This window comes from Tsukamurella sp. II2bb (assembly GCF_057815145.1).
In genome coordinates this window covers 819,427-838,207 of the sequence record NZ_JBYPZI010000001.1, presented here as the reverse complement: position 1 = coordinate 838,207, position 18,781 = coordinate 819,427, and the positions used below count along the sequence as shown (strand labels likewise).

Genomic DNA, 18,781 nt, shown 5'->3' with positions numbered 1-18,781 from the left:
GTGCGCGGGCGGGGCCCGTCACGGAAGGGCGGGCGCCAGATCGTCGACGACGGTGACGAGCGCCTCGCGGACCGCGCGGGAGATGTCGGCCCCGTGCGTGGTGAAGGCGGCGAGGGCAGCACCGTCCTCGATCGCCATCAGCCGCTCGACGTCCGAGGCCGTCGCGCGGCGGCCCGACCGGGTGAGCACCTCGGCGTGCAGCTCCGCCAGGACCGCGCGCACCCCGGCCTGCAGGCGGGTGAGTTCGGGGTCCCGGGCGCACAGCACCATCCGCTCGTAGCGGGAGACGAGGGCACCGCGCTCCGCCGGTGTGTCACAGGTGAAGAAGACCGCGGCGAGGAGCTTCGCGAGGGCCGAGTCGCCGCGCTTGCGCCGGCTCACCGCGTCCACCCGGGCCCGGACCGCGGCCACGTCCAGCTCGCCTGCGTAGGCGACGGCGTTCGAGAGCAGGTCGCCCAGCGACTCGAAGTAGTAGGTGGTCGCGGCCAGAGGGATGTGCGCGCGGTGCGCGACGGCCCGGTGCCGCACCGATTCGAATCCGCCCTCGACGAGGAGCTCTCCGGCCGCCGCCACGAGGGCCGCGCGCCGGCGCTCACCCTTGGGCGTGGTCGCGGCTGTCATCTGAGACATGCTGCCAGCACGCCCCGCTCGGTCTGAGGGTTTCCAGCAAATAACCCCTACTGCAAGGCCTGGTGACCGATGTCCGTCCGGAAGTGACTGCCCGGCAGTTTGATCCGCTCGAGCTTGGCGTAGGCGTCCGCGCGGGCCGCGGCGAGGTCGTCGCCGACACCGACCACGTTGAGAACCCGGCCGCCGTTCGAGACGAGCCGTCCGTCACCGTCGACGGCGGTCCCGGCGTGGTAGATCCCCGCGCCCTCCGCGCCGGTGATCACGTCGCCCTTGCGGGGCGTGCCGGGGTAGTTCTCGGCGGCGAGGACCACGGTGATGGCGGCACCGTCGCGCCACCGGAGCGGCGCCAGCGCGCCCAGGCCGCCCGTGGCGGTCGCGTGCAGCGCCTCGCCGAGCGGGGACTCCAGCAGGCTCAGCACGGCCTGCGTCTCGGGGTCGCCGAAGCGGCAGTTGAACTCGACCACGGCGGGCCCCTCGGCACCCATCGCCAGGCCCGCGTAGAGGAGCCCGGAGAAGGGCACACCGCGGCGCGCCATCTCGCGGGCGACCGGCCGCACCACGGTCTCGACGATCTCGTCAACCGCACCGTCGGCGAGCCACGGGAGCGGCGCGTAGGCGCCCATGCCGCCGGTGTTCGGCCCGGTGTCGCCGTCGCCGACGCGCTTGTGATCCTGCGCGGGCAGCAGCGGCACCACGTCCTCCCCGTCGACGAGGCAGAACAGCGAGACCTCGGGTCCGTCGAGGAAGGACTCGAGCAGCGCGGGACGGCCCGACTCGATGAGATCCGCGGCGTGCGCCCGGGCCGCCGCGCGATCGGCGGTGACGACGACGCCCTTGCCCGCGGCCAGGCCGTCGTCCTTGACCACCCAGGTGGGACCGAACCGGTCGAGTGCGGCGTCGATCTGCGCCGGGCTGTCGACGATCTCGCTGCGCGCGGTGCGCACGCCGGCGGCGTCCATGACGTCCTTGGCGAAGGCCTTGGAGCCCTCGATCCGCGCCGCGGCGGCGGACGGCCCGAAGACCGCGATGCCGCGGGCGCGCACCGCATCGGCCACACCCAGGACGAGCGGAACCTCGGGGCCGATCACCACGAGATCGGCGCCGAGCCGCTCGGCCAGCGCCGCGACCTCGTCGCCGGAGGAGGCGTCCACCGGGTGATTGGTCGCGATCGCCGCGGTGCCCGGGTTGCCCGGGGCGGCGTGCAACTCGGTGACCTGGGGGTCGCGGGTCAGAGCGTCGATGAGGGCGTGTTCGCGGCCGCCGGTGCCGATGACGAGTACTCGCACCGCCATGACACTACCGGTGGCCTCCACTAGCCTGGCGGCATGGCATCCGTGTTCTCGAAGATCATCGCCGGTGAACTCCCCGGGCGGTTCGTGTACCAGGACGACGCGGTGGTCGCCTTCCTGACCATCGCCCCGCTCACGCAGGGACACGTGCTCGTCGTGCCGCGCGCGGAGGTCGATCACTGGGAGTCGATCGACGACGAACTGTGGAACCACATCAGCACCGTCGCGCGGAAGGTGGGCCGGGCGGTCAAGCGGGCCTTCGACGCGCCGCGCGCCGGCGTCGTCATCGCGGGACTGGAGGTGCCGCACCTGCACGTGCACGTCTTCCCCGCCTACGCGCTCACCGATTTCGACTTCGGCCAGGCGGATCCCAATCCGTCGGCCGAGTCGCTCGACGAGGCGCAGACGAGGATCGTCGAGGCCCTCGCGGCCGAGTGAGCTACCGGGGCAGGCGGACCGTGAAGGTCGCGCCCTCCCCGGGCGCGGTGTCGACGGTGACGGTGCCCCCGTGCCGCAGCGCGATGCCGTGCACGATCGACAGCCCGAGCCCCGCGCCCCCGCTGCCGCGGCTGCGCGAGGAGTCCGTGCGGTAGAAGCGCTCGAAGACGCGCGCGGCCTCGTCGGGCTCCATCCCGGGCCCCGTGTCGGAGACGGCGAGCACCACGGCACCGGGCTCGGTGGCGATCCGCACCCGCACCGACGCGTCGTCGGGCGTGTGCCGCAAGGCGTTCGAAACCAGGTTGGTCACCACCTGGTGCAGGCGGTCCCGGTCGCCGGTCACCTCCGCGGGCTCGTCGGCGACGAGTTCGATGTCGCGCTCCGGCTCGCGGGCCTGCGCGGCGTGGACGACGTCGTCGGCCACGGCGACCAGGTCGACGGTGTCCTCCGCCAGGGGCCGCCGCGCGTCGAGCCGCGCGAGCAGCAGGAGGTCCTCGACCAGCAGGCCCATTCGCTCCGCCTCGGCCTCGATGCGGGACATGACGAATCCGACGTCGTCGGTGGCGCCCTGGCGGTAGAGCTCGGCGAAGCCGCGGATGGAGGTGAGCGGGGTGCGCAGCTCGTGCGAGGCGTCGCCGACGAACCGGCGCATCCGCTCCTCGTCGGCCCGCGCCTGCTCCTCGGACGCCGCGACCCGGTGGAAGGAGTCCTGCACCTGGTGCAGCATCGTGTTGATCGACGAGGACAGCCGCCCGACCTCCGTGTGCGCGGGCGCCTCCGGGACCCGGCGGGTCAGATCGCCCGCCGCGATAGCCTCCGCGGTGGCCTCGACCTCCTCCAGCGGGCGCAGCGATCGGCGGACCACCAGGTAGCCGAGACCGCCCGCGACGACGAGGACGCCGCCGCCGATGAGCAGCTCCAGCGCGATCATCGCGCGCAGGGTCGCCTCGACGTCGGTGAGGGTCACGGCGACGTAGGCGACACCGTACTGCGAGGTCGACTGCACCACTCGCCATCGCGGGCCCCGCCTGTCCACGGAGTGCACGGTCACGGCCTCGCCGTGGAGATCGTCGAGGCCGCTCAGGTCCGGCTGCTCGGTGAAATCCGGGTTGCTGATCCGCAGCTGGGTGCCGTCGGGGAGGAAGACCGCCTGGTAGAAGCGGGTGGGCGGGGGCTTGCCGCGCACCGGCTCGGGCAGGTTCGGCTTGGGCCGGGCCCAGGTGTCGGCGGCCTGCCGCAGCGTCTGGTCCTCCCGGGAGAGGAGGCGGTCCTGCATCGCCGCCGTGAGTGCCGTGCCCGACGCGAGCAGGCCGAGCAGGACCAGGCCAACCACCAGGGCGACCAGCGAGAAGCGCAGCGGTATCCGCGCAGCGAGCCCGGGGCGCGAGGCCATTGCGCGCCTACCGGGGTTCGCGCAGCACGTAGCCCACGCCGCGCAGGGTATGGATCAGGCGGGTCTCGCCGGTGTCGACCTTGCGGCGCAGATACGAGACGTAGGACTCGACCACGTTCACATCGCCGCCGAAGTCGTAGTGCCAGACGTGGTCGAGGATCCGCGGCTTCGACAGCACCACCCCGGCGTTGACCATGAAGTAGCGCAGGAGCGTGAACTCGGTGGGCGAGAGCGAGACCAGCTCGCCCGCCTTCCAGACCTCGTGGGTCTCGTCGTCGAGCTCCAGGTCGGCGAAGGTGAGCCGGGTGCTCGTCTCCTCGTCGCCGAAGCCGCTGCGCCGCAACAGCACGTTGACCCTGGCCACCACCTCTTCGAGGCTGAAGGGCTTGGTCACGTAGTCGTCGCCGCCGAGGGTGAGGCCGGCGACCTTGTCCTCGACCGAATCGCGCGCGGTGAGGAACAGCGCCGGCGCCTCGATGCCGTCCTGCCGCAGCCGCTTGAGCAGGCCCAACCCGTCCATGCCCGGCATCATGATGTCGAGCACCATGACGTCGGGCCGGAAGGTGCGGACCCGGTCGAGCGCCGCCGGGCCGTCGTGGGCGACGGCCACCTCGAAGCCCTGGAACTTGAGGCTGACCTGCAGCAGCTCCCGGATGCTCTGCTCGTCGTCGACCACGAGGACCCGCGGCATGGCTTCATCATTCGCACTGGTCACCACGCCATAGTGCACCTCGGGACGACGGCGGCGCTGACGACTCGCTGTCAGTTCCCTGTGAACGCCGTCGCGGCGGGTCTTGCGGGCGCCGCGGGGTCAGCGCAGGGCGGCGAGGACCTCCGGGGTCACGGGGTCGGCGAGGTCCTGCACCTCCGGGTGCTTGATGATGTACCGCTTGACCAGCGGGCAGACGGGGACGACGCGCCGGCCGGCGGCGCGGGTGTCCGCGAGGGCCTCGCGGATGAGCACGCCGCTGAGTCCACGGCCCGAGAACCTCTCGTCGAGCTCGGTGTGCGGGAAGATGCGCTGCTCGCCGCGGTCGAGGAAGAGGGTGAAGCCCGCGAGCGCACCGTCGACGGTGATCTCGTAGCGGCCCTCCGCGTCATTACGGGCGACGGTGACGTTCTCGGTGGTCTCGCTGTTCTCGCTCATTGCGGGTTCCTCCTGCGGGGCTTGAGCCGGGTCGTGGGGAGCGGCGGCGCCGGCAGGTACTGCTCGTCACGCCATCCGTTCACCCTGCCGAAACGCGCCGCACGCGCCTGCCATTCCGCGCGGAACTCGACGATCTCGTCGTGGCTGCGACCGACGAAGTTCCACCACATGACGATGTCCTCGTCGAACGGGACGCCGCCGAGCAGGACCACTCGCGCGTCCTCCTCGGTGGGGTTGTGCAGGCGGAGCCCGCCGAGCCCCGGGCCGGCGTAACCGAGATCGCCCCGGGTGAGGGAGACACCGTCGACCTTGAGACGCTGCGTGTCGAGCAGGACGCCGTGCTCGAAGGCCGGGTCGACGGCGGGGCTGACCCGGGCGCCGGGCCGCAGGACCAGCTCCGCGCCCAGCAGTGGGGTCGCCGTCACGATCGGCGACGCGCTGCCCGCGAACTCGCCGATGAAGACGCGGGCGGTGCCGCCCGGTCCGCCGGGGCGGACGTCGGGCAGGTCGACGGCGGGCGGCGCGTAGTGCTGGAAACCGTGGGGCGCGTTGCGCGCCCGATCAGGCAGGGCCAGCCAGAGCTGGACGCCGTGCAGGCGGCGCGTCTGCGGGGTGGAGACCTCCGAGTGGCTGATCCCGTAGCCCGCGGACATCAGGTTGATCTCCCCCGGCAGCACCGGCGCCTCGACGCCGGCGCTGTCCCGATGCTCGATCTCACCCTCGAACAGCCAGCTCACCGTCTGCAGGCCGGTGTGCGGATGCGGTGGCACGTTCATGCCGCCGGAGCGGTCCACCTCGTCGGGGCCGTAGTGATCGGCGAAGCACCACGCCCCGATCATGGAGCGCTCGTGCGTGGGGAGGGTGCGGCGCACCGTCATCGCGCGGGGGCCGCCGAGGGGCACCTCCCGGGCCCCGATCACCTCGATCCCGGCACCGGGGGCCGGGCCGTCCACCGAGGCCCCGCACTCGACCTCGTCGGGCTGGCGGTCGACGTTGCTCATGGCCGCTAGCCTAGTGCCATGCCAGCCCAGCGCGTGCGGATCGACAAGGCCTCCCCGCGGATCTACAAGCAGCTCATCGCCGTCTCTACGGAGGTGGCCGAGGCGGCCGCGGCCGCCGGGATCGGCCGTGACGTCGTCGAATTGGTCAACCTGCGGTGTTCCCAGCTCAACGGCTGCGCGTTCTGCCTGGACCTGCACGCGCGCGCCGGGCGCGCCGCCGGGCTCACCGAGCAGCAGCTCGACGTCCTGGCCGCCTGGCGCGAGGCGCCCGCTCTGTTCGACGACGTGCAGCGCGCCGCGCTGGAGATCGCCGAGCTGGTCACCGCGCTGCCGCCGCAGCACGCGGCCGATGTCGCCTACGACCGCGTCACCGACGTGCTCGACGAGGAGCAGACGTCCGTGCTCATCTGGGCCGCGGTGACGATCGGCGCCTTCAACCGCGTCTCCGTGATCAGCGGCTACGAGGTGCGGCGACGCGTCTGAGCGCCGCGTCGGAGGGCGTGCGGCGAAGGACGGTGCAGGGCCTCGCGCGCGCTATGCGAACTCCTGCACCAGCGTCGCGCAGAAGGCGGGGAGGTCGTCGGGCCGGCGGCTCGAGATCAGCGACCCCGGGCCGCTCCGGCAGACCGCGACCTCCTCGTCCACCCAGGTCGCGCCCGCGTTGGTCAGGTCCGTCCGCAGACTCGGATACGAGGTCAGGGTCCGGCCGGCGACCACGCCGGCCTCGACGAGCGTCCACGGCCCGTGGCAGATCACGCCGATCGGTGTGCCCGACCGAGCGATCTCCCCGACGAAGCGCACCGCGGCCGCGTCGGTCCGCAGGAAGTCCGGGTTCGCGACCCCACCCGGCAGCACCAGCCCGTCGAAGGAGGCGGGGTCGGCGTCGGCCACCGTCTGGTCGACGGGGAAGCTGTCACCGCGGTCGAGGCGGTGGAAGGCCTGGACCACACCGGAATCCGTGGAGACGAGCCGCGGGGTGGCGCCCGCCTCCTGCAGCACCCGCCACGGCTCGGTCAACTCCACCTGCTCGGTTCCCTCCGGCGCCGCGAGGAACGCCACCGTCCGGCCGTCGAGTGCACCCATGCTGAACTCCTTCCGTCCGCTGTCGATTCGTCCGGCGGGTACCCGCCCGGCCGCATACCGAAACAGGGGCCGGACGGTCGGGGCGGGCGGAGGATCGCGGTGCGCCGCCGCTCAGCTCAGGCGGGGAGGCGGCCCTCCGCGACGTCGAGGACCCACCTGATCGGCTCCTCACCACGCCGCCGGGCAACCTTGACCAGGATCTCAGCACTCAGCCGCCGCGACACGGGGGTATCGCCTCGCAACTCGAAGGTGGCCTTAGCGCGTTCGTCAGCGCTGTTGTAGTCACTCACACCACGCCTCCGTTCGTTCCGGTCCCAGTATCGCTCACGCGCTGCCGTTCGGCCACAGCGTGAAGGATCGCATCCTCACTCGCCGTGAGCTGGGCTTCGTCCGCGAGCGCGCTGATCACAGCAGTGCCGAACTCCTGGGCCGCGAGGTTCTCACTCTGATTCACCTGTTCGGCCGCCCACTGGTAGCGACGCCACCACTCGGTACGCATGTCGTGCCGCATGCGGTGCACCCGGTCCTGCGCTTCCGACCGACTGCGCTGAATCAGCGTCGTCGCCGGTTCCCCAGGGGGAACTCCGCCCCTGGGCGGATGCCGCCGCGCCGATGACGTGGTTGGGTCTTCAGACATGACGGAACGGATCACGGAGTTCACCCGCGCGGGCCTGACCTTCCCGGTGGTCGACAGCGGACCGATCGACGGACCGATCGTCGTCCTGCTGCACGGCTTTCCGCAGACGCCGACCTCGTGGGCGGCGACGGCCGAGCACCTGCACGCGGCGGGGTACCGCACCGTCGTTCCCTGGCAGCGCGGGTACGCGCGCACGGCGAGCCCCGCACGACGGTGGCAGTACCGCAGTGCCGAGCTGGTCGCCGACGTCGCAGCGCTGCTGCGGCGGACCGGTCCGGCGCACCTGGTGGGGCACGACTGGGGATCCTCGACGGCGTGGCTCACCGCCGCCGAGCATCCGCAGCTCGTGCGCACGCTCACCGCCGTCTCGGTGCCGCACCCGTTCGCCTTCCTGCGGGCGTTCCTGCGCTCGGACCAGGCCGTGAAGTCGTACTACATGTACCTGTTCCAGGTCCCGGCCGTGCCGGAGATCCTGGCCCGCCGGTTCCCGGGGCGCTTCGAGGCCTTCCTCCGCGCGAGCGGGATGCCCGACGGTGCGGTGCGCACCGTCGTCGACGAGGTGCTGACCCCCGGGCTGCTCGGCGGCGGGCTGAACTACTACCGGGGCATGCCCTTCACCGCGGTCCGGCCCGGCACGGGCGCCCGGGTCGCCTGCCCGGTGACCTACGTCTGGAGCACCGATGACATCGCGCTGACCCGGGCCGGTGCCGACCTCGCGGGCGAGTACGTCGACGGGCCGTACCGGTTCGTCGTGCTCGAGGGCGTGAGCCACTGGATCCCCGACGAACGGCCCGAACAGCTCGCGGCGGAGATCGTCGCGAACGCCGCGCGGGCGTGACTAGAGGATGCGCTGCATGAGCACCAGGTCCAGCCAGCGACCGAACTTGATGCCCACCTGCGGCATCTGACCGGTCACCCGGAAACCGAGCTTGCGGTGCAGCGCCACCGAGGCGTGGTTCGACTCCTCGATCGCGGCCACCACGACGTGCACGTCGGACTGCTGCGCGCGCTCGATGAGCGCATTCATGAGGGCCTCGGCGATGCCACGGCGGTAGTAGCCGTCGGCGACGTACACCGAGTTCTCGACGGTGTACCGGTAGCCCGACTTGGCGCGGAACGGACCGTACGTGGCGTACCCGCCCAGGTCACCGTCGACGATGGCGACGAGGACGGGGAAGCCCGCGCCCTGGCGCTCGGCGAGCCAGGCCTCGCGCTCGGCGAGGTCCGCCTTCTCCTCGGACCAGATGGCGGTCGAGTTCTCCACGGCATCGTTGTGAATGGCGAGGATGGCCGGAAGGTCGGCCGGCTGGGCGTCGCGGATCTCCATGGCCACAGCGTAGGCCCGCGCCCGGCGCGCCGCGCGAAGACTATTCGGCGACGATCCGCGGCAGCTCGGAGGCCTTCGACGTGAACTCCGGCGCCCGCTTGCCGAGGAAGGCGGCCACGCCCTCCTTACCGTCGCCGATCGAGGTGTAGTACATCCCGAGCGAGTCCATGAGGTGCTGGTCCAGCGGCTTCGCGGCGCCGAGGCCGCGGTAGATCAGCTGCTTGTTGATCGCGACCCCGGCGGCGGAGCGGCCCTTGACCCACGAGCGGGCGAGCTCCTGCGCCGCGGGGACCAGCTCGTCGGGCTCGTGCAGGCTGCGGACCAGCCGGCCCTCGCGCGCCTGCTCGGCGGTGAGGATGTCGGCGGAGTAGACCCACTCCAGAGCCTGCGCGGGGCCGACGATGCGGGGCAGGAACCAGCTCGAGCACGCCTCCATCACGATGCCCAGGCGGCCGAAGACGAAGCCGATGCGGGCCTTCGTCGAGGCGAGGCGGGTGTCCATGGCCAGCGTCATCGTCGCGCCGATGCCGACGGCGGGCCCGTTGATCGCGGCGATCACGGGCTTGGGGAGCGCGTAGATCGCGAGCGTCAGCTTCCCGCCGGTGTCGCGGACGCCGTCCTGGTAGGGCGCCTCGTCGTAATGCGCGGCGAACTCCTCGGGGGTGGGCAGGACGGACTCGTCGAGGCCGAAGACGTTGCCCTCGCCGCTGAGGTCCATGCCGGCGCAGAAGGCGCGGCCGGCGCCGGTGACGACCACGGCGCGGATCTCGTCGCTGTGGGCGTGCACCTCGAAGAACTCGGTGAGTTCGCGGGCCATCGTGACGCTGAAGGCGTTGAGCTGGTCCGGACGGTCCAGCACCAGCGTGGCGATGCCGTCGTCGTCGATGCTCCAGCTGATGGTCTGATACGAATCGCTCATGCCGGTCACGATATGCTGTGCACCGTTGACCGTGAGGTCCACGCCTCCCTAGCTCAGTGGTAGAGCACCGCTCTTGTAAAGCGAAGGTCGTCGGTTCAATCCCGACGGGGGGCTCCACGAAAGGGGCGGCGATGTCGACGACGATGCAGGTCCTGCTGATCACCGCGCTCATCTTCGGCCTCGTCGCCGTCCTCTTCGGCCTGGTGTACCTGTGGGAGTACAAGCTCAAGGGCACCGAGCTCGAGAAGAAGATCGACGATGTCGCCGAGCGGCTCAGCGATCGGTTCTTCGACCGCTGACGCCCCGCCCGGATGGACCGGACGGGGCGACGACGCGGTGACCGGGTGGCCCGTCAGCCGCGCAGGGCGGACGCGAAGATGCCCGGCAGCTTCAGCCAGGACGGGTTCGCGGCGAAGTCGGTGAGCCGCTCGCCCGTCACCGCGCCGGTCCGGTTGGTGACGAACCACGGCGGCTTCGGCGACATCGACAGCTCGCCGCCGGCGACCGACCGCGGCGCCGGCCGGAACGGGCCGCGCACGACGGTGCGCTCCACATCGTCGAGGAGCAGGGCGTTGTGGACGACGCCGATCCCGCTCTGCACGTCGTCGACGGTGTGACCGGGGAAGGCGCCCCAGGAGGCACGGGCGGTCAGGTAGCCGACGCCGGTCCAGGCGTTGACGGCGACGGTGCCGTACCGCAGGTCGGCGATGGCCTGCTCGAAGCGGTCGCCGAGGGCCTTGATGGTCGCCGGATCCGCGACCAGATTCACCCCCAGGGTGCCCTCGAACTCCTCGTTCGCGACCCGGACCGCGGAGGCGAGGAAGGTCGCGGCGTCGCCCGGGAGCTCGAGCACGCCGTAGACCGGCGCGAAGTACTCGGTCCGCAGGGCCTCCTCGGTGCCGTCCGCGGCGAGTCCGAAGACGAGGGTGCGGGCGCCGTCGGGCCCGACGGCGTGCGCCTGGTTGCCGTAGCCGGCCCGGGCGGCGGCGACGCGGTCCGCCGACCCCGGGTAGTAGTCGCGGCGCGACGGTGCGCGGTCGAAGGCCGCGCGCAGCTCGCGCAGGAACTGCTGCTTCTGCGGCCACTCGGCGCTGATGACCGCCACCTGGGAGGCGACGCAGTTGTACCCGTTGTTGTGCAGGCGCTGCGTGGCGAGGTGCTCGGCCTGGAACTTCAGGTCGGCGGCGGACCACTCGCCGGGCACGACGATGGTCGGTGAGACGCCGCCCAGCTCGCTGGTGATCGTCTTGTCCATCAGCGGACGGTTCTCCGCCTTGCGCTGCGCCCCCTCGGCACCCGTGCCGAAGACGATGGCGTCGTGCGTGCGGGCGCTGCCGGTGATGTGCACCGTCGTCACGCCGGGGTGGTCGACGAGCGCCCCGCCGACGTCCGCGCCGCCGGTGACGATCCGGACCAGGCCGCGCTCGATGAGCGGCGCGAAGGCCGCGCGGTAGACGTCGAGCAGCGGGTCGGTCACGGGGTTGAGCTTGAGCAGCACGACGCGGTTGTCGGCGTAGAGCTGGTAGAGCGTGTCGAGCGGCGGGATGGAGAAGATGTTGCCCGCGCCGAGCACGCCGGCGATGCCGTGGGTGATCGTCGGGTCCAGCTCGCCGAGGCCCGCGCGGTCGCGGACGGCCGAGGCGTCAACACCCGGCACTGTCCACACCTGCGCCGAGAAGCCGCTCATCAGCAGCTGGTCGAACACGCTGTGCGGTAGCACCTCCACGGCGGAGCGACCGCCGGGCGCGGACACGATCCGGAAGCCGTCGACGGGGCTGCGCCCCTCCTCGAGCGCCTGCAGCGAGGCGGCCAGCGCCTCGCAGGCGGTGATCACGGAGTACGGGCCGGAGAGCCACTCCTCCCCGAGCAGCGTGGAGTCGGCGGGCAGGCCCTTGATGCTGGCAGCGATGTCGACCCAGCGCCGGGCGACGGCGGCGGTGGCGGTGCGGATCTCGTCGAGCAGGGCGCGGCGCTCGGCGAGCGAGGTCGCGGCCCATGTCCGCTCGCCCTGTTGCAGGTCGGCGACGGCGGCGTCGAGGATGCTCTCTGTGGTGGTCATGCGTTCTCCTTGCGGATCAGGTCGGCCGCCTTTTCGGCGATCATGATGGTGGGCGCGTTGGTGTTGCCGCGCACGACGCTCGGCATGACGGAGGCGTCGACCACCCGCAGGCCGCGCAGGCCCTTGACCCGCAGGTCGGGGTCGACGACGGTGCCGATCGCGCACGTCGAGGTGGGGTGGTAGAGCGTCTGCCCGTAGCGCCGGGCGAAGTCGAGCAAGGCCTCGTCGGAATCATCCGCGGGAGCGCGGAAATCACCGGTGATGACCTCCTGCAGCGCGGGCTGCTCGGCCATCCGCACCGCGATCCGCAGGCCCTCGATGATGCTGCGCCGGTCCTCCTCGGTGCCGAGGTAGTCGTGGGTGATCCGCGGTGCGGTCGCGGGATCGGCGGTCCGCAGCGTGAGCGTGCCGCGGCTCGTCGGCTTCACGACGCACGGCCCGAAGGCGAAGCCGTGCTCGGTCGCGGCGCCGAGGCCCTCGTCGTAGAACAGGACCGGAGCCAGGTGGAACTGGACGTCGGGCGTCGTCTCCCCCTCGCGCGTGGCGAAGAAGCCACCCGCCTCGCCGATGTTCGAGGTCAGCGGGCCGCGTCCCTCGGTCTGCAGCAGCGCGACGTTGTCCGGCGACAGCGCCGTCATCAGGGACTCGCGGTCGGTCCGGTAGTTGATCAGCGTCATCAGGTGGTCCTGCAGGCCCTCGCCCACGGGGAGATCGGCGACGACCTCGAGCTGGAAGGCCTCCAGCTGCGCGGCCGGGCCGACGCCCGAGAGCAGCAGCAGGTGCGGCGAGCCGTAGGCGCCGGCCGAGAGGATCACTTCCCGCCCGGCCTCGATCGTCTCGACCTGCCCACCGCGGAGGACCTCCACGCCGGTCGCGCGGTCACCGTCGAAGACGATGCGCTGCGCGAGCGCATCGGTCATCACGGTGAGGTTCGGACGCTCCGTCGCGGGATGCAGGTAGGCGGCGGCGGTGCTGCACCGCATGCCGTCGCGCTGGGTCAGCTGGTACCGGCCGACGCCGAGCTGCTCCTTGCCGTTGAAGTCGTCGTTGCGCTCGAACCCGGCCTGCTCGCCTGCGGCCACGAAGGCCTCGCCGAGCGGGTTCATCGAGCGGCTCTCGGCGACCCGCAGCGGACCGCCGGCGCCGTGGAACTCGCCGGCGCCGCGCTCGTTGTCCTCGGACCGGAGGAAGTACTCGAGGACGTCGTCGTACCCCCAGCCGGTCGCGCCGTTCTCGGCCCACTCGTCGTAGTCGGCGCGGTTGCCACGGATGTAGATCATCGCGTTCATCGAGGAACAGCCGCCGAGCATCCGGCCCCGCGGCAGGTATGCGCGGCGGCCGCCGAGGCCGGGCTCGGGCTCGGAGTCGAGGTCCCAGTCCCAGGCGCTCTTGAACAGCGAGGGGAACGCGGCCGGGATGTGGATCTCCTGCGCGGTGTCGGGCGACCCGGCCTCGATCAGGGCGACCGACACCCCCGGGTCCTCGCTCAGCCGTGCCGCGAGCACGGCACCCGCCGATCCCGCACCGACGATGACGTAGTCGTACATATCGAACCGTCCTCTTCCGCCCGGCCCGTGTGAGCCGGATCACTTCACCTCCATCGAGTCTGACTGCCGCCGCGCCGCCGGCGCATCGTGCGCGAGCTTCGACTGCGGAGCGCGAGTGTTGTGCCGGCGCACAACGACGGGGGCGCCCCGCCGGGCTACCATCGATGTGTGGTGATGATCACAGACCAGCCGGCCCTCTCCCCCGCAGCGTTCGCCCGACAGCTGGTCGCGGACCTGGAGCCGCTCACCGATGAGCTGGTGGGCCGCATCCTCACGGGCGAGCACGCCTACGCGGAGAGCACATTGCTCAGCCCGGCGGAACTGCGCGAGGCTGTGCACGCGAACCTCGACTCGGTGCTGCGGCAGCTCTGCGGCGAGCCCGACCACGACCTGCACGCCGCCCGGGCCACGGGCCGGCTCAAGGCCGAGTACGGTTTCCCGCTCGCCGCGTTGCTGCACGCCTACCGGCTCGCGGGCCGGCTCGTCTGGGACCACATGCGCGCCGCCTGCAGGGAGAACCCGGAGCTGCTCCCGGACATCGGCGCCGACGTCTGGCGGATCATCGACGACTACTCGACCGCCGCGACCGAGGAGTACGGCCGCGCGGTCGCCGAACGCACGAGCCGGCACGCCGAACTACGGCGGGTCGAGCTGCGCGCCCTCCTCGACGGCGTCCTCGAGCCCGGCCGGCTGCACGCCGCGGCGCAGACCCTGCAGCTGCCGGCGTCGGGCCTGTTCCTCGTGGTGTGCGCCGAGGCGGGCGGAGACCGCGAGCCGCTCGCCGGGGTCGAGCACCGCCTGCGCGACAAGTACGTGACCTCGTACTGGACGTCCGAGGTGCACACGCGCGTCGGCCTGCTCAGCCTGAGCACCGAACACTCCCTGCCGGAGGTGCTCGACCTGCTCCGGCGCGAGGCGCGCGGGCGTGTGGGGGTCAGCGCACCCTTCGCCGTCCCGCTCGGCGCGCGCGATGCGCTGCGGCAGGCGGAACTCGCCATGAGCAGCCTGTTCCCCGGCGAGACGACCACCGAGACCTACGGCCGCTCGGCGCTGCCCCTCGCGCTGGCGCACTCGCCGGACGCCGCCCGGGAGCTGCGGGACGCGGTGCTCGGCCCGGTACTCGAGCTCCCGGAGACCGACCGGGACGCCCTCATCGACACCGTCCGGGCCTGGTTCGACTGCGGCGGGTCGCTCGCCGCGACCGCGGAACGGCTGCACTACCACCGCAACACCATCAATCACCGCCTGCGCCGCATCGAGCAGCTCACCGGTCTCGACCGGTCGGACCCGCGGGCCGCCGCGGAGCTCTACACGGCCGTGCTCGCGGACCGCCTGTTCGGGCGCGAGTAGCACCCTGGAGTACACGGGCGACGCGTCGGTGGGGTCTGGCACAGTAACGGACGAGGTCCGTGCGACGACGGCCAGGAGAAACCGACGAGGAGGTGCCCCCACGATGAAGCCCGCGTTCCGCGATCACCTCGCGCGCGCAGTCCAGGCCGTGACCGGCCGGAACGCAGCGACCGTCGACACCGCGGGGATGCCCGTCCTGACGCCTCTGCAGCCCGTCGACCTGCGCGACAACGAGACCGTCGGCGAGGTCCTCGAGGTCGCGATGAAGGTCGGCGAGGTGCTGCTGGACTCGGGCACGGGCGCCGTCGACACCGAGGCGCAGGTGCGGTACGTCGCCGCGACCTACGGCATCGACGACGTGACCGTCACGGTCACCTACAACGCGATCACCGTCTCCGTGCAGCGCGGGCGCGGGCTGCCACCGTCGACCTACACGCGGACCGTCGCGCAGCGTTCGCTCGACTACACGCGACTCTCCCAGGTCGACACCCTCGTGCGCCGCATCGGGCGCGGGCGGATCCGGCCGGACCAGGCCCTCGCCGCCCTCGAGTCGATCATGACCGCGGGACATCCCTACCCGCGCGCCGTCGCGACCTTCGGGTGGGCGCTCATGTCGGGCTCGCTGACACTCATGCTGGGCGGCGCGCTCAGCCTCGCCGCAGTCGCGTTCGTGACCACCGCGGTGATCTACGTGGTGAACGTCCGGCTGAGCAGCTGGGGGCTGCCCTACTTCTTCCAGCAGGTGGTCGGCGGCTTCCTCGCCACCCTGCCGGCGGCGCTGATCTACCGGCTCTCGATCGAGTTCGGCTGGGACGTGCAGCCCTACCGGGTGATCGTCGCCGGCATCATCGTGCTCATGGCCGGGCTCTCGCTCGTGGGCTCGGTCCAGGACGCCATCACCGGCGCCCCGGTCACCGGCGTCTCCCGCTTCTTCGAGGTGGGCGTGTTCACCGCCGGGGTGGTGGCCGGCGTCGGCATCGCGCTGCGGGTCGCCAGCGAACTCGGGGCCACCCTGCCGCCCCTGCAGCAGCAGCCCTTCGACTACGCGCCGCTGCCCGTACTCGTGGTGACGGGCGGCGTGGCCTCCGCCGCCTTCGCGCTCGCCGGCTACGCGCAGATCCGCGCGCTCACCGCGTCCTTCCTCGCGGGCTGCTTCGGTGCACTGGTCGCCGGGTTCACCCTGGGCCTGGGCCTCGGCCCCATCGTCTCGTCGGTGATCGCCGCCACCGGCGTCGGCCTGGCCGGCGGTCTCCTCGCCCGACGGGCCGTGGTCCCCCCGCTGATCGTGGCCGTCGCGGGCATCACCCCGCTCGCGCCCGGCCTGGCCGTCTACCGCGGCCTCTCGGAGCTGATGGAGGGGCAGACGACCTCCGCGGTCGCCAACATGGCCACCGCGCTCACCGTCGGCTGCGCGCTCGCCGCGGGGGTCACGCTGGGCGAATGGGTGGCGCGCACCATCCGGCGCCCGCACCTTCCGCCGAACCTGCGCCCGCATATCACCGGGATCACCTTCCGCCGGGTCCGCGACTGAAACGTTTCGCGGCTAAACTGTCCCTGCACGACATTGCCGAAACGAAGGTGCGTTCATGCCCCCGAAGACCACGCAGGACATCAGCGAAGACGAACTCGAGCCGGTTGCGGACGAGACCGCCTACCAGGCGCAACGGGTCGTCGCGGCCTACGCCGAGGACGCCGACGAGTGCCGGATGCTGCTGTCGATGCTCGGCATCGGCCCCAAGGAGGCGTAGGACTCCATGGCCGCTGCGGCGTTCGGAACATCGGATTTCATCGTCGTGGCCAACCGGCTGCCCGTCGACGTCGAGAAGGCGCCCGACGGGACGCTGACCTGGAAGGAGTCCCCGGGCGGCCTCGTCACCGCGCTCAAGCCGATCCTCGGCGCCCGCAACGGCGCCTGGGTCGGCTGGCCCGGCGCTCCCGACATCGGCGGTGAGCCGATCCCCGGCGAGGACATGCTCCTCATGCCGGTCAAACTCAGCGCCCAGGAGGTCGAGGAGCACTACGAGGGCTTCTCGAACGCGAGCCTCTGGCCGCTCTACCACGACGTCATCGTCAAACCCGAGTACCACCGCGAGTGGTGGAACACCTACGTCGAGGTGAACCGTCGCTTCGCGGAGGAGACCGCCAAGGTCGCCGCCGAGGGCGCCACCGTCTGGGTGCAGGACTACCAGCTGCAGCTGGTTCCGAAGATGCTGCGCATGCTGCGGCCGGACGTCAAGATCGGCTTCTTCCTGCACATCCCCTTCCCACCCGTCGAGCTGTTCATGCAGATGCCGTGGCGGCGCGAGATCATCGAGGGCATCCTCGGGGCCGACCTCGTCGGCTTCCACCTGCCGGGCGGCGCGCAGAACTTCCTCTACCTCGCCGGCCGGCTCGCGGGCTACCCGACCAGCAAGAGCTCGATCGGCGTGCGCTCGAAGTTCGGGGTGGTCACCGTCGGCTTCCGGTCCGTGCGGGTGGGCGCCTTCCCGATCTCGATCGAGTCCGCCGAGCTCGCGGCCACCGCGAAACTGCCCGAGACGCGCAAGCGGGCGCGGACCCTGCGCAAACAGCTCGGCGACCCCGAGAAGATCCTGCTCGGCGTCGACCGGCTGGACTACACCAAGGGCATCGACGTGCGCCTGCGCGCGATCGGCGAGCTGTACCAGGAGGGCCGCCTCGATCCGGCGCGGCACGTCTTCGTGCAGCTGGCCACCCCGTCGCGCGAGCGGGTGGAGTCCTACAAGGTGATGCGCGACGACATCGAGCGACAGGTCGGCCGCATCAACGGCGACTTCGGCAACGTCGGCCGCCCCGTGATCCACTACATCCACCGGCCGGTGCCGCGGCGGGAGCTGCTGGCCTTCTTCGCCGCCGCCGACGTCATGCTGGTCACGCCGCTGCGCGACGGCATGAACCTGGTGGCCAAGGAGTACATCGCCTGCCGCAACGATTCCTCGGGCGCGCTCGTGCTGAGCGAGTTCACCGGCGCCGCCGCCGAACTCCGCCAGGCCTATCAATGCAACCCGCACGACCTCGAGGGCGTCAAGAACGCCATCGACGAGGCCGTGCACCAGGACCCCGAGGAGGGCAAGCGCCGCGTGCGCACGATGCGCCGCCAGGTGCTGCAGTACGACGTCGACCGCTGGGCCCGCTCCTTCCTGCAGACCCTGGCCGGCACCGTCGACGAGACGCGGGCATGAGCCTGCGCGCTGCGCTGGAGCGGTTCGCCGCGCTCCGGACCGTGCTCGTGGCGACGGACTACGACGGCGTGGTCTCCCCGATCGTCGCGAACCCCGCCGCCGCCGTGCCTCTCCCCGGGACCGTTCCCGCGCTGGAGGCGCTGGCCGTCCTGCCCGGCGTGAGCGTCGCGCTGGTCTCGGGCCGCGACCGCGCGACGCTGGTCCGGCTCTCCGGCACGGGCGATCCGATCGTCACCGTCGGGAGCCACGGGGCGGAATGGGCCGAGGGCTTCGAAGCGGCGCTCTCCGCCGACCAGGTCGAACTGCGGTCGACGGTGCTCTCCGACCTCACCGCGATCGCCGAGCGGTTCCCGGGCGCGGCCGTCGAGCCGAAGCCGCTGGGCGGCGCGCTGCACGTGCGCAACGTACCGGCCGGGGCCTCGGCCGTCGACGCGATCGAGGAGGCCCGACGGGGCCCCGCCGCCCTGCCCGGCGTGCACGCCACCGACGGCAAGGCCGTGCTGGAGCTGACCGTCCACGACGCCTCGAAGGGCCGCGCGCTGCAGACGCTGCGGGAGCGGACCGGCGCCGACGGGGTGCTCTACCTCGGCGACGACGTGACGGACGAGACGGCCTTCGTCGTGCTCACCGGACCCGAGGACGTCTCGATCAAGGTCGGCGACGGTGCCACCGCCGCCCGCTTCCGCGTCGACGGCCCGGCGGACGCCCGCGCGGTCTTCGAGGATCTGCTCGCGCTGCGCCGCGACTGAGTCCCCCGCCTC

The 18,781-nt window shown here is 72.0% G+C and carries 22 protein-coding genes and 1 tRNA gene; 10 read left to right on the top strand and 13 right to left on the bottom strand.

Annotation, left to right across the window (positions count from 1 at the left end):
- Positions 1-18: 18 nt before the first annotated feature.
- Positions 19-621, bottom strand: coding sequence for a TetR/AcrR family transcriptional regulator (locus AC21LY_RS04430; protein WP_489045108.1), 603 nt, complete (start codon positions 619-621; stop codon positions 19-21).
- 56 nt (positions 622-677) lie between these two features.
- Positions 678-1,916, bottom strand: a complete 1,239-nt coding sequence (gene purD / locus AC21LY_RS04425) for a phosphoribosylamine--glycine ligase (RefSeq protein WP_489045107.1) — start codon at positions 1,914-1,916, stop codon at positions 678-680.
- Between the two features lie 39 nt (positions 1,917-1,955).
- On the opposite strand from purD, the gene AC21LY_RS04420 reads away from it, so the two are divergent.
- Positions 1,956-2,357 carry an HIT family protein gene (locus AC21LY_RS04420; protein WP_489045106.1) on the top strand — a complete coding sequence of 134 codons (402 nt, stop codon included), beginning with the start codon at positions 1,956-1,958 and terminating at the stop codon, positions 2,355-2,357.
- Between the two features lies 1 nt (position 2,358).
- On the opposite strand, the gene AC21LY_RS04415 is transcribed toward AC21LY_RS04420, so the two are convergent.
- The 4 genes from AC21LY_RS04415 to AC21LY_RS04400 all read right to left on the bottom strand — a co-directional run bounded on the left by AC21LY_RS04415 (position 2,359) and on the right by AC21LY_RS04400 (position 5,898).
- Positions 2,359-3,750: a sensor histidine kinase gene (locus AC21LY_RS04415; RefSeq protein ID WP_489045105.1), complete on the bottom strand. Its 1,392-nt coding sequence runs from the start codon at positions 3,748-3,750 to the stop codon at positions 2,359-2,361.
- Between the two features lie 7 nt (positions 3,751-3,757).
- Positions 3,758-4,441 (bottom strand): response regulator transcription factor, encoded by a 684-nt coding sequence (locus AC21LY_RS04410; RefSeq protein WP_489045426.1) that lies wholly within the window; start codon positions 4,439-4,441, stop codon positions 3,758-3,760.
- Between the two features lie 120 nt (positions 4,442-4,561).
- Positions 4,562-4,897 (bottom strand): GNAT family N-acetyltransferase, encoded by a 336-nt coding sequence (locus AC21LY_RS04405; RefSeq protein WP_489045104.1) that lies wholly within the window; start codon positions 4,895-4,897, stop codon positions 4,562-4,564.
- Positions 4,894-5,898, bottom strand: a complete 1,005-nt coding sequence (locus tag AC21LY_RS04400; RefSeq protein ID WP_489045103.1) for a pirin family protein — start codon at positions 5,896-5,898, stop codon at positions 4,894-4,896. The genes AC21LY_RS04405 and AC21LY_RS04400 overlap by 4 nt, the downstream gene beginning before the upstream one ends.
- 18 nt (positions 5,899-5,916) lie before the next feature.
- Here AC21LY_RS04400 and AC21LY_RS04395 point away from each other — a divergent pair, with 18 nt between their 5' ends.
- A complete protein-coding gene (locus AC21LY_RS04395) occupies positions 5,917-6,381 on the top strand; it encodes a carboxymuconolactone decarboxylase family protein (RefSeq protein WP_489045102.1) in 465 nt (154 codons plus the stop codon).
- Between the two features lie 51 nt (positions 6,382-6,432).
- Here the strand turns inward: AC21LY_RS04395 and AC21LY_RS04390 are convergent, their stop codons facing one another.
- From AC21LY_RS04390 to AC21LY_RS04380, 3 genes are all read right to left on the bottom strand, one after another.
- Positions 6,433-6,981 carry a type 1 glutamine amidotransferase domain-containing protein gene (locus AC21LY_RS04390; RefSeq protein ID WP_489045101.1) on the bottom strand — a complete coding sequence of 183 codons (549 nt, stop codon included), beginning with the start codon at positions 6,979-6,981 and terminating at the stop codon, positions 6,433-6,435.
- A 116-nt stretch (positions 6,982-7,097) separates the two neighbouring features.
- Positions 7,098-7,271: a hypothetical protein gene (locus tag AC21LY_RS04385; RefSeq protein WP_489045100.1), complete on the bottom strand. Its 174-nt coding sequence runs from the start codon at positions 7,269-7,271 to the stop codon at positions 7,098-7,100.
- Positions 7,268-7,492, bottom strand: coding sequence for a hypothetical protein (locus AC21LY_RS04380; protein WP_489045099.1), 225 nt, complete (start codon positions 7,490-7,492; stop codon positions 7,268-7,270). The genes AC21LY_RS04385 and AC21LY_RS04380 overlap by 4 nt, the downstream gene beginning before the upstream one ends.
- Positions 7,493-7,616: 124 nt before the next feature.
- Between AC21LY_RS04380 and AC21LY_RS04375 the strand changes: the two genes are divergently transcribed.
- On the top strand, positions 7,617-8,456 hold the full coding sequence (locus AC21LY_RS04375) for an alpha/beta fold hydrolase (RefSeq protein ID WP_489045098.1): 840 nt from the start codon (positions 7,617-7,619) through the stop codon (positions 8,454-8,456).
- On the opposite strand, the gene AC21LY_RS04370 is transcribed toward AC21LY_RS04375, so the two are convergent.
- Both AC21LY_RS04370 and AC21LY_RS04365 read right to left on the bottom strand, forming a co-directional pair.
- Positions 8,457-8,945, bottom strand: coding sequence for a GNAT family N-acetyltransferase (locus tag AC21LY_RS04370; protein ID WP_489045097.1), 489 nt, complete (start codon positions 8,943-8,945; stop codon positions 8,457-8,459).
- Positions 8,946-8,985: 40 nt separating this feature from the next.
- Complete coding sequence (locus AC21LY_RS04365; RefSeq protein WP_489045096.1) at positions 8,986-9,864, bottom strand: crotonase/enoyl-CoA hydratase family protein; 879 nt, start codon at positions 9,862-9,864, stop codon at positions 8,986-8,988.
- Positions 9,865-9,906: 42 nt separating this feature from the next.
- On the opposite strand from AC21LY_RS04365, the gene AC21LY_RS04360 reads away from it, so the two are divergent.
- Together AC21LY_RS04360 and AC21LY_RS04355 are read left to right on the top strand one after the other, a co-directional pair.
- Positions 9,907-9,981, top strand: a tRNA-Thr gene (locus AC21LY_RS04360).
- 14 nt (positions 9,982-9,995) lie between these two features.
- Complete coding sequence (locus tag AC21LY_RS04355) at positions 9,996-10,163, top strand: hypothetical protein (RefSeq protein ID WP_489045095.1); 168 nt, start codon at positions 9,996-9,998, stop codon at positions 10,161-10,163.
- 53 nt (positions 10,164-10,216) lie between these two features.
- Here AC21LY_RS04355 and AC21LY_RS04350 read toward each other — a convergent pair whose 3' ends face one another.
- Entirely contained in the window at positions 10,217-11,923 is a 1,707-nt protein-coding gene (locus AC21LY_RS04350) for an aldehyde dehydrogenase family protein (RefSeq protein WP_489045094.1), read from the bottom strand.
- The gene (locus AC21LY_RS04345; protein WP_489045093.1) at positions 11,920-13,470 is read right to left on the bottom strand and encodes a GMC family oxidoreductase; all 1,551 of its coding nucleotides are present in this window, start codon (positions 13,468-13,470) and stop codon (positions 11,920-11,922) included. The genes AC21LY_RS04350 and AC21LY_RS04345 overlap by 4 nt, the downstream gene beginning before the upstream one ends.
- Positions 13,471-13,644: 174 nt before the next feature.
- Here AC21LY_RS04345 and AC21LY_RS04340 point away from each other — a divergent pair, with 174 nt between their 5' ends.
- From AC21LY_RS04340 to otsB, 5 genes are all read left to right on the top strand, one after another.
- Positions 13,645-14,820: a PucR family transcriptional regulator gene (locus AC21LY_RS04340; protein ID WP_489045425.1), complete on the top strand. Its 1,176-nt coding sequence runs from the start codon at positions 13,645-13,647 to the stop codon at positions 14,818-14,820.
- 103 nt (positions 14,821-14,923) lie between these two features.
- Positions 14,924-16,351, top strand: coding sequence for a threonine/serine exporter family protein (locus AC21LY_RS04335; RefSeq protein WP_489045092.1), 1,428 nt, complete (start codon positions 14,924-14,926; stop codon positions 16,349-16,351).
- Positions 16,352-16,406: 55 nt separating this feature from the next.
- Positions 16,407-16,568, top strand: coding sequence for a hypothetical protein (locus AC21LY_RS04330; RefSeq protein WP_170181081.1), 162 nt, complete (start codon positions 16,407-16,409; stop codon positions 16,566-16,568).
- Between the two features lie 6 nt (positions 16,569-16,574).
- Entirely contained in the window at positions 16,575-18,020 is a 1,446-nt protein-coding gene (locus AC21LY_RS04325; RefSeq protein WP_489045091.1) for an alpha,alpha-trehalose-phosphate synthase (UDP-forming), read from the top strand.
- Entirely contained in the window at positions 18,017-18,769 is a 753-nt protein-coding gene (otsB, locus tag AC21LY_RS04320; protein WP_489045089.1) for a trehalose-phosphatase, read from the top strand. Before AC21LY_RS04325 ends, otsB begins: the two co-directional genes overlap by 4 nt.
- The last annotated feature ends 12 nt before the right edge of the window (positions 18,770-18,781 follow it).

Bases quoted from the DNA above. Each gene is read 5' to 3' on its own strand.
- AC21LY_RS04335 (WP_489045092.1), top strand. From the start codon at position 14,924: ATGAAGCCCGCGTTCCGCGATCACCTCGCGCGCGCAGTCCAGGCCGTG.
- AC21LY_RS04365 (WP_489045096.1), bottom strand. From the start codon at position 9,864: ATGAGCGATTCGTATCAGACCATCAGCTGGAGCATCGACGACGACGGC.
- otsB (WP_489045089.1), top strand. From the start codon at position 18,017: ATGAGCCTGCGCGCTGCGCTGGAGCGGTTCGCCGCGCTCCGGACCGTG.
- AC21LY_RS04390 (WP_489045101.1), bottom strand. From the start codon at position 6,981: ATGGGTGCACTCGACGGCCGGACGGTGGCGTTCCTCGCGGCGCCGGAG.
- AC21LY_RS04370 (WP_489045097.1), bottom strand. From the start codon at position 8,945: ATGGAGATCCGCGACGCCCAGCCGGCCGACCTTCCGGCCATCCTCGCC.
- AC21LY_RS04420 (WP_489045106.1), top strand. From the start codon at position 1,956: ATGGCATCCGTGTTCTCGAAGATCATCGCCGGTGAACTCCCCGGGCGG.
- AC21LY_RS04340 (WP_489045425.1), top strand. From the start codon at position 13,645: ATGATCACAGACCAGCCGGCCCTCTCCCCCGCAGCGTTCGCCCGACAG.
- AC21LY_RS04330 (WP_170181081.1), top strand. From the start codon at position 16,407: ATGCCCCCGAAGACCACGCAGGACATCAGCGAAGACGAACTCGAGCCG.
- AC21LY_RS04430 (WP_489045108.1), bottom strand. From the start codon at position 621: ATGACAGCCGCGACCACGCCCAAGGGTGAGCGCCGGCGCGCGGCCCTC.
- AC21LY_RS04395 (WP_489045102.1), top strand. From the start codon at position 5,917: ATGCCAGCCCAGCGCGTGCGGATCGACAAGGCCTCCCCGCGGATCTAC.
- AC21LY_RS04345 (WP_489045093.1), bottom strand. From the start codon at position 13,470: ATGTACGACTACGTCATCGTCGGTGCGGGATCGGCGGGTGCCGTGCTC.
- AC21LY_RS04415 (WP_489045105.1), bottom strand. From the start codon at position 3,750: ATGGCCTCGCGCCCCGGGCTCGCTGCGCGGATACCGCTGCGCTTCTCG.
- AC21LY_RS04325 (WP_489045091.1), top strand. From the start codon at position 16,575: ATGGCCGCTGCGGCGTTCGGAACATCGGATTTCATCGTCGTGGCCAAC.
- AC21LY_RS04410 (WP_489045426.1), bottom strand. From the start codon at position 4,441: ATGCCGCGGGTCCTCGTGGTCGACGACGAGCAGAGCATCCGGGAGCTG.
- AC21LY_RS04380 (WP_489045099.1), bottom strand. From the start codon at position 7,492: ATGCGGCACGACATGCGTACCGAGTGGTGGCGTCGCTACCAGTGGGCG.
- AC21LY_RS04375 (WP_489045098.1), top strand. From the start codon at position 7,617: ATGACGGAACGGATCACGGAGTTCACCCGCGCGGGCCTGACCTTCCCG.
- AC21LY_RS04405 (WP_489045104.1), bottom strand. From the start codon at position 4,897: ATGAGCGAGAACAGCGAGACCACCGAGAACGTCACCGTCGCCCGTAAT.
- AC21LY_RS04400 (WP_489045103.1), bottom strand. From the start codon at position 5,898: ATGAGCAACGTCGACCGCCAGCCCGACGAGGTCGAGTGCGGGGCCTCG.
- AC21LY_RS04350 (WP_489045094.1), bottom strand. From the start codon at position 11,923: ATGACCACCACAGAGAGCATCCTCGACGCCGCCGTCGCCGACCTGCAA.
- AC21LY_RS04355 (WP_489045095.1), top strand. From the start codon at position 9,996: ATGTCGACGACGATGCAGGTCCTGCTGATCACCGCGCTCATCTTCGGC.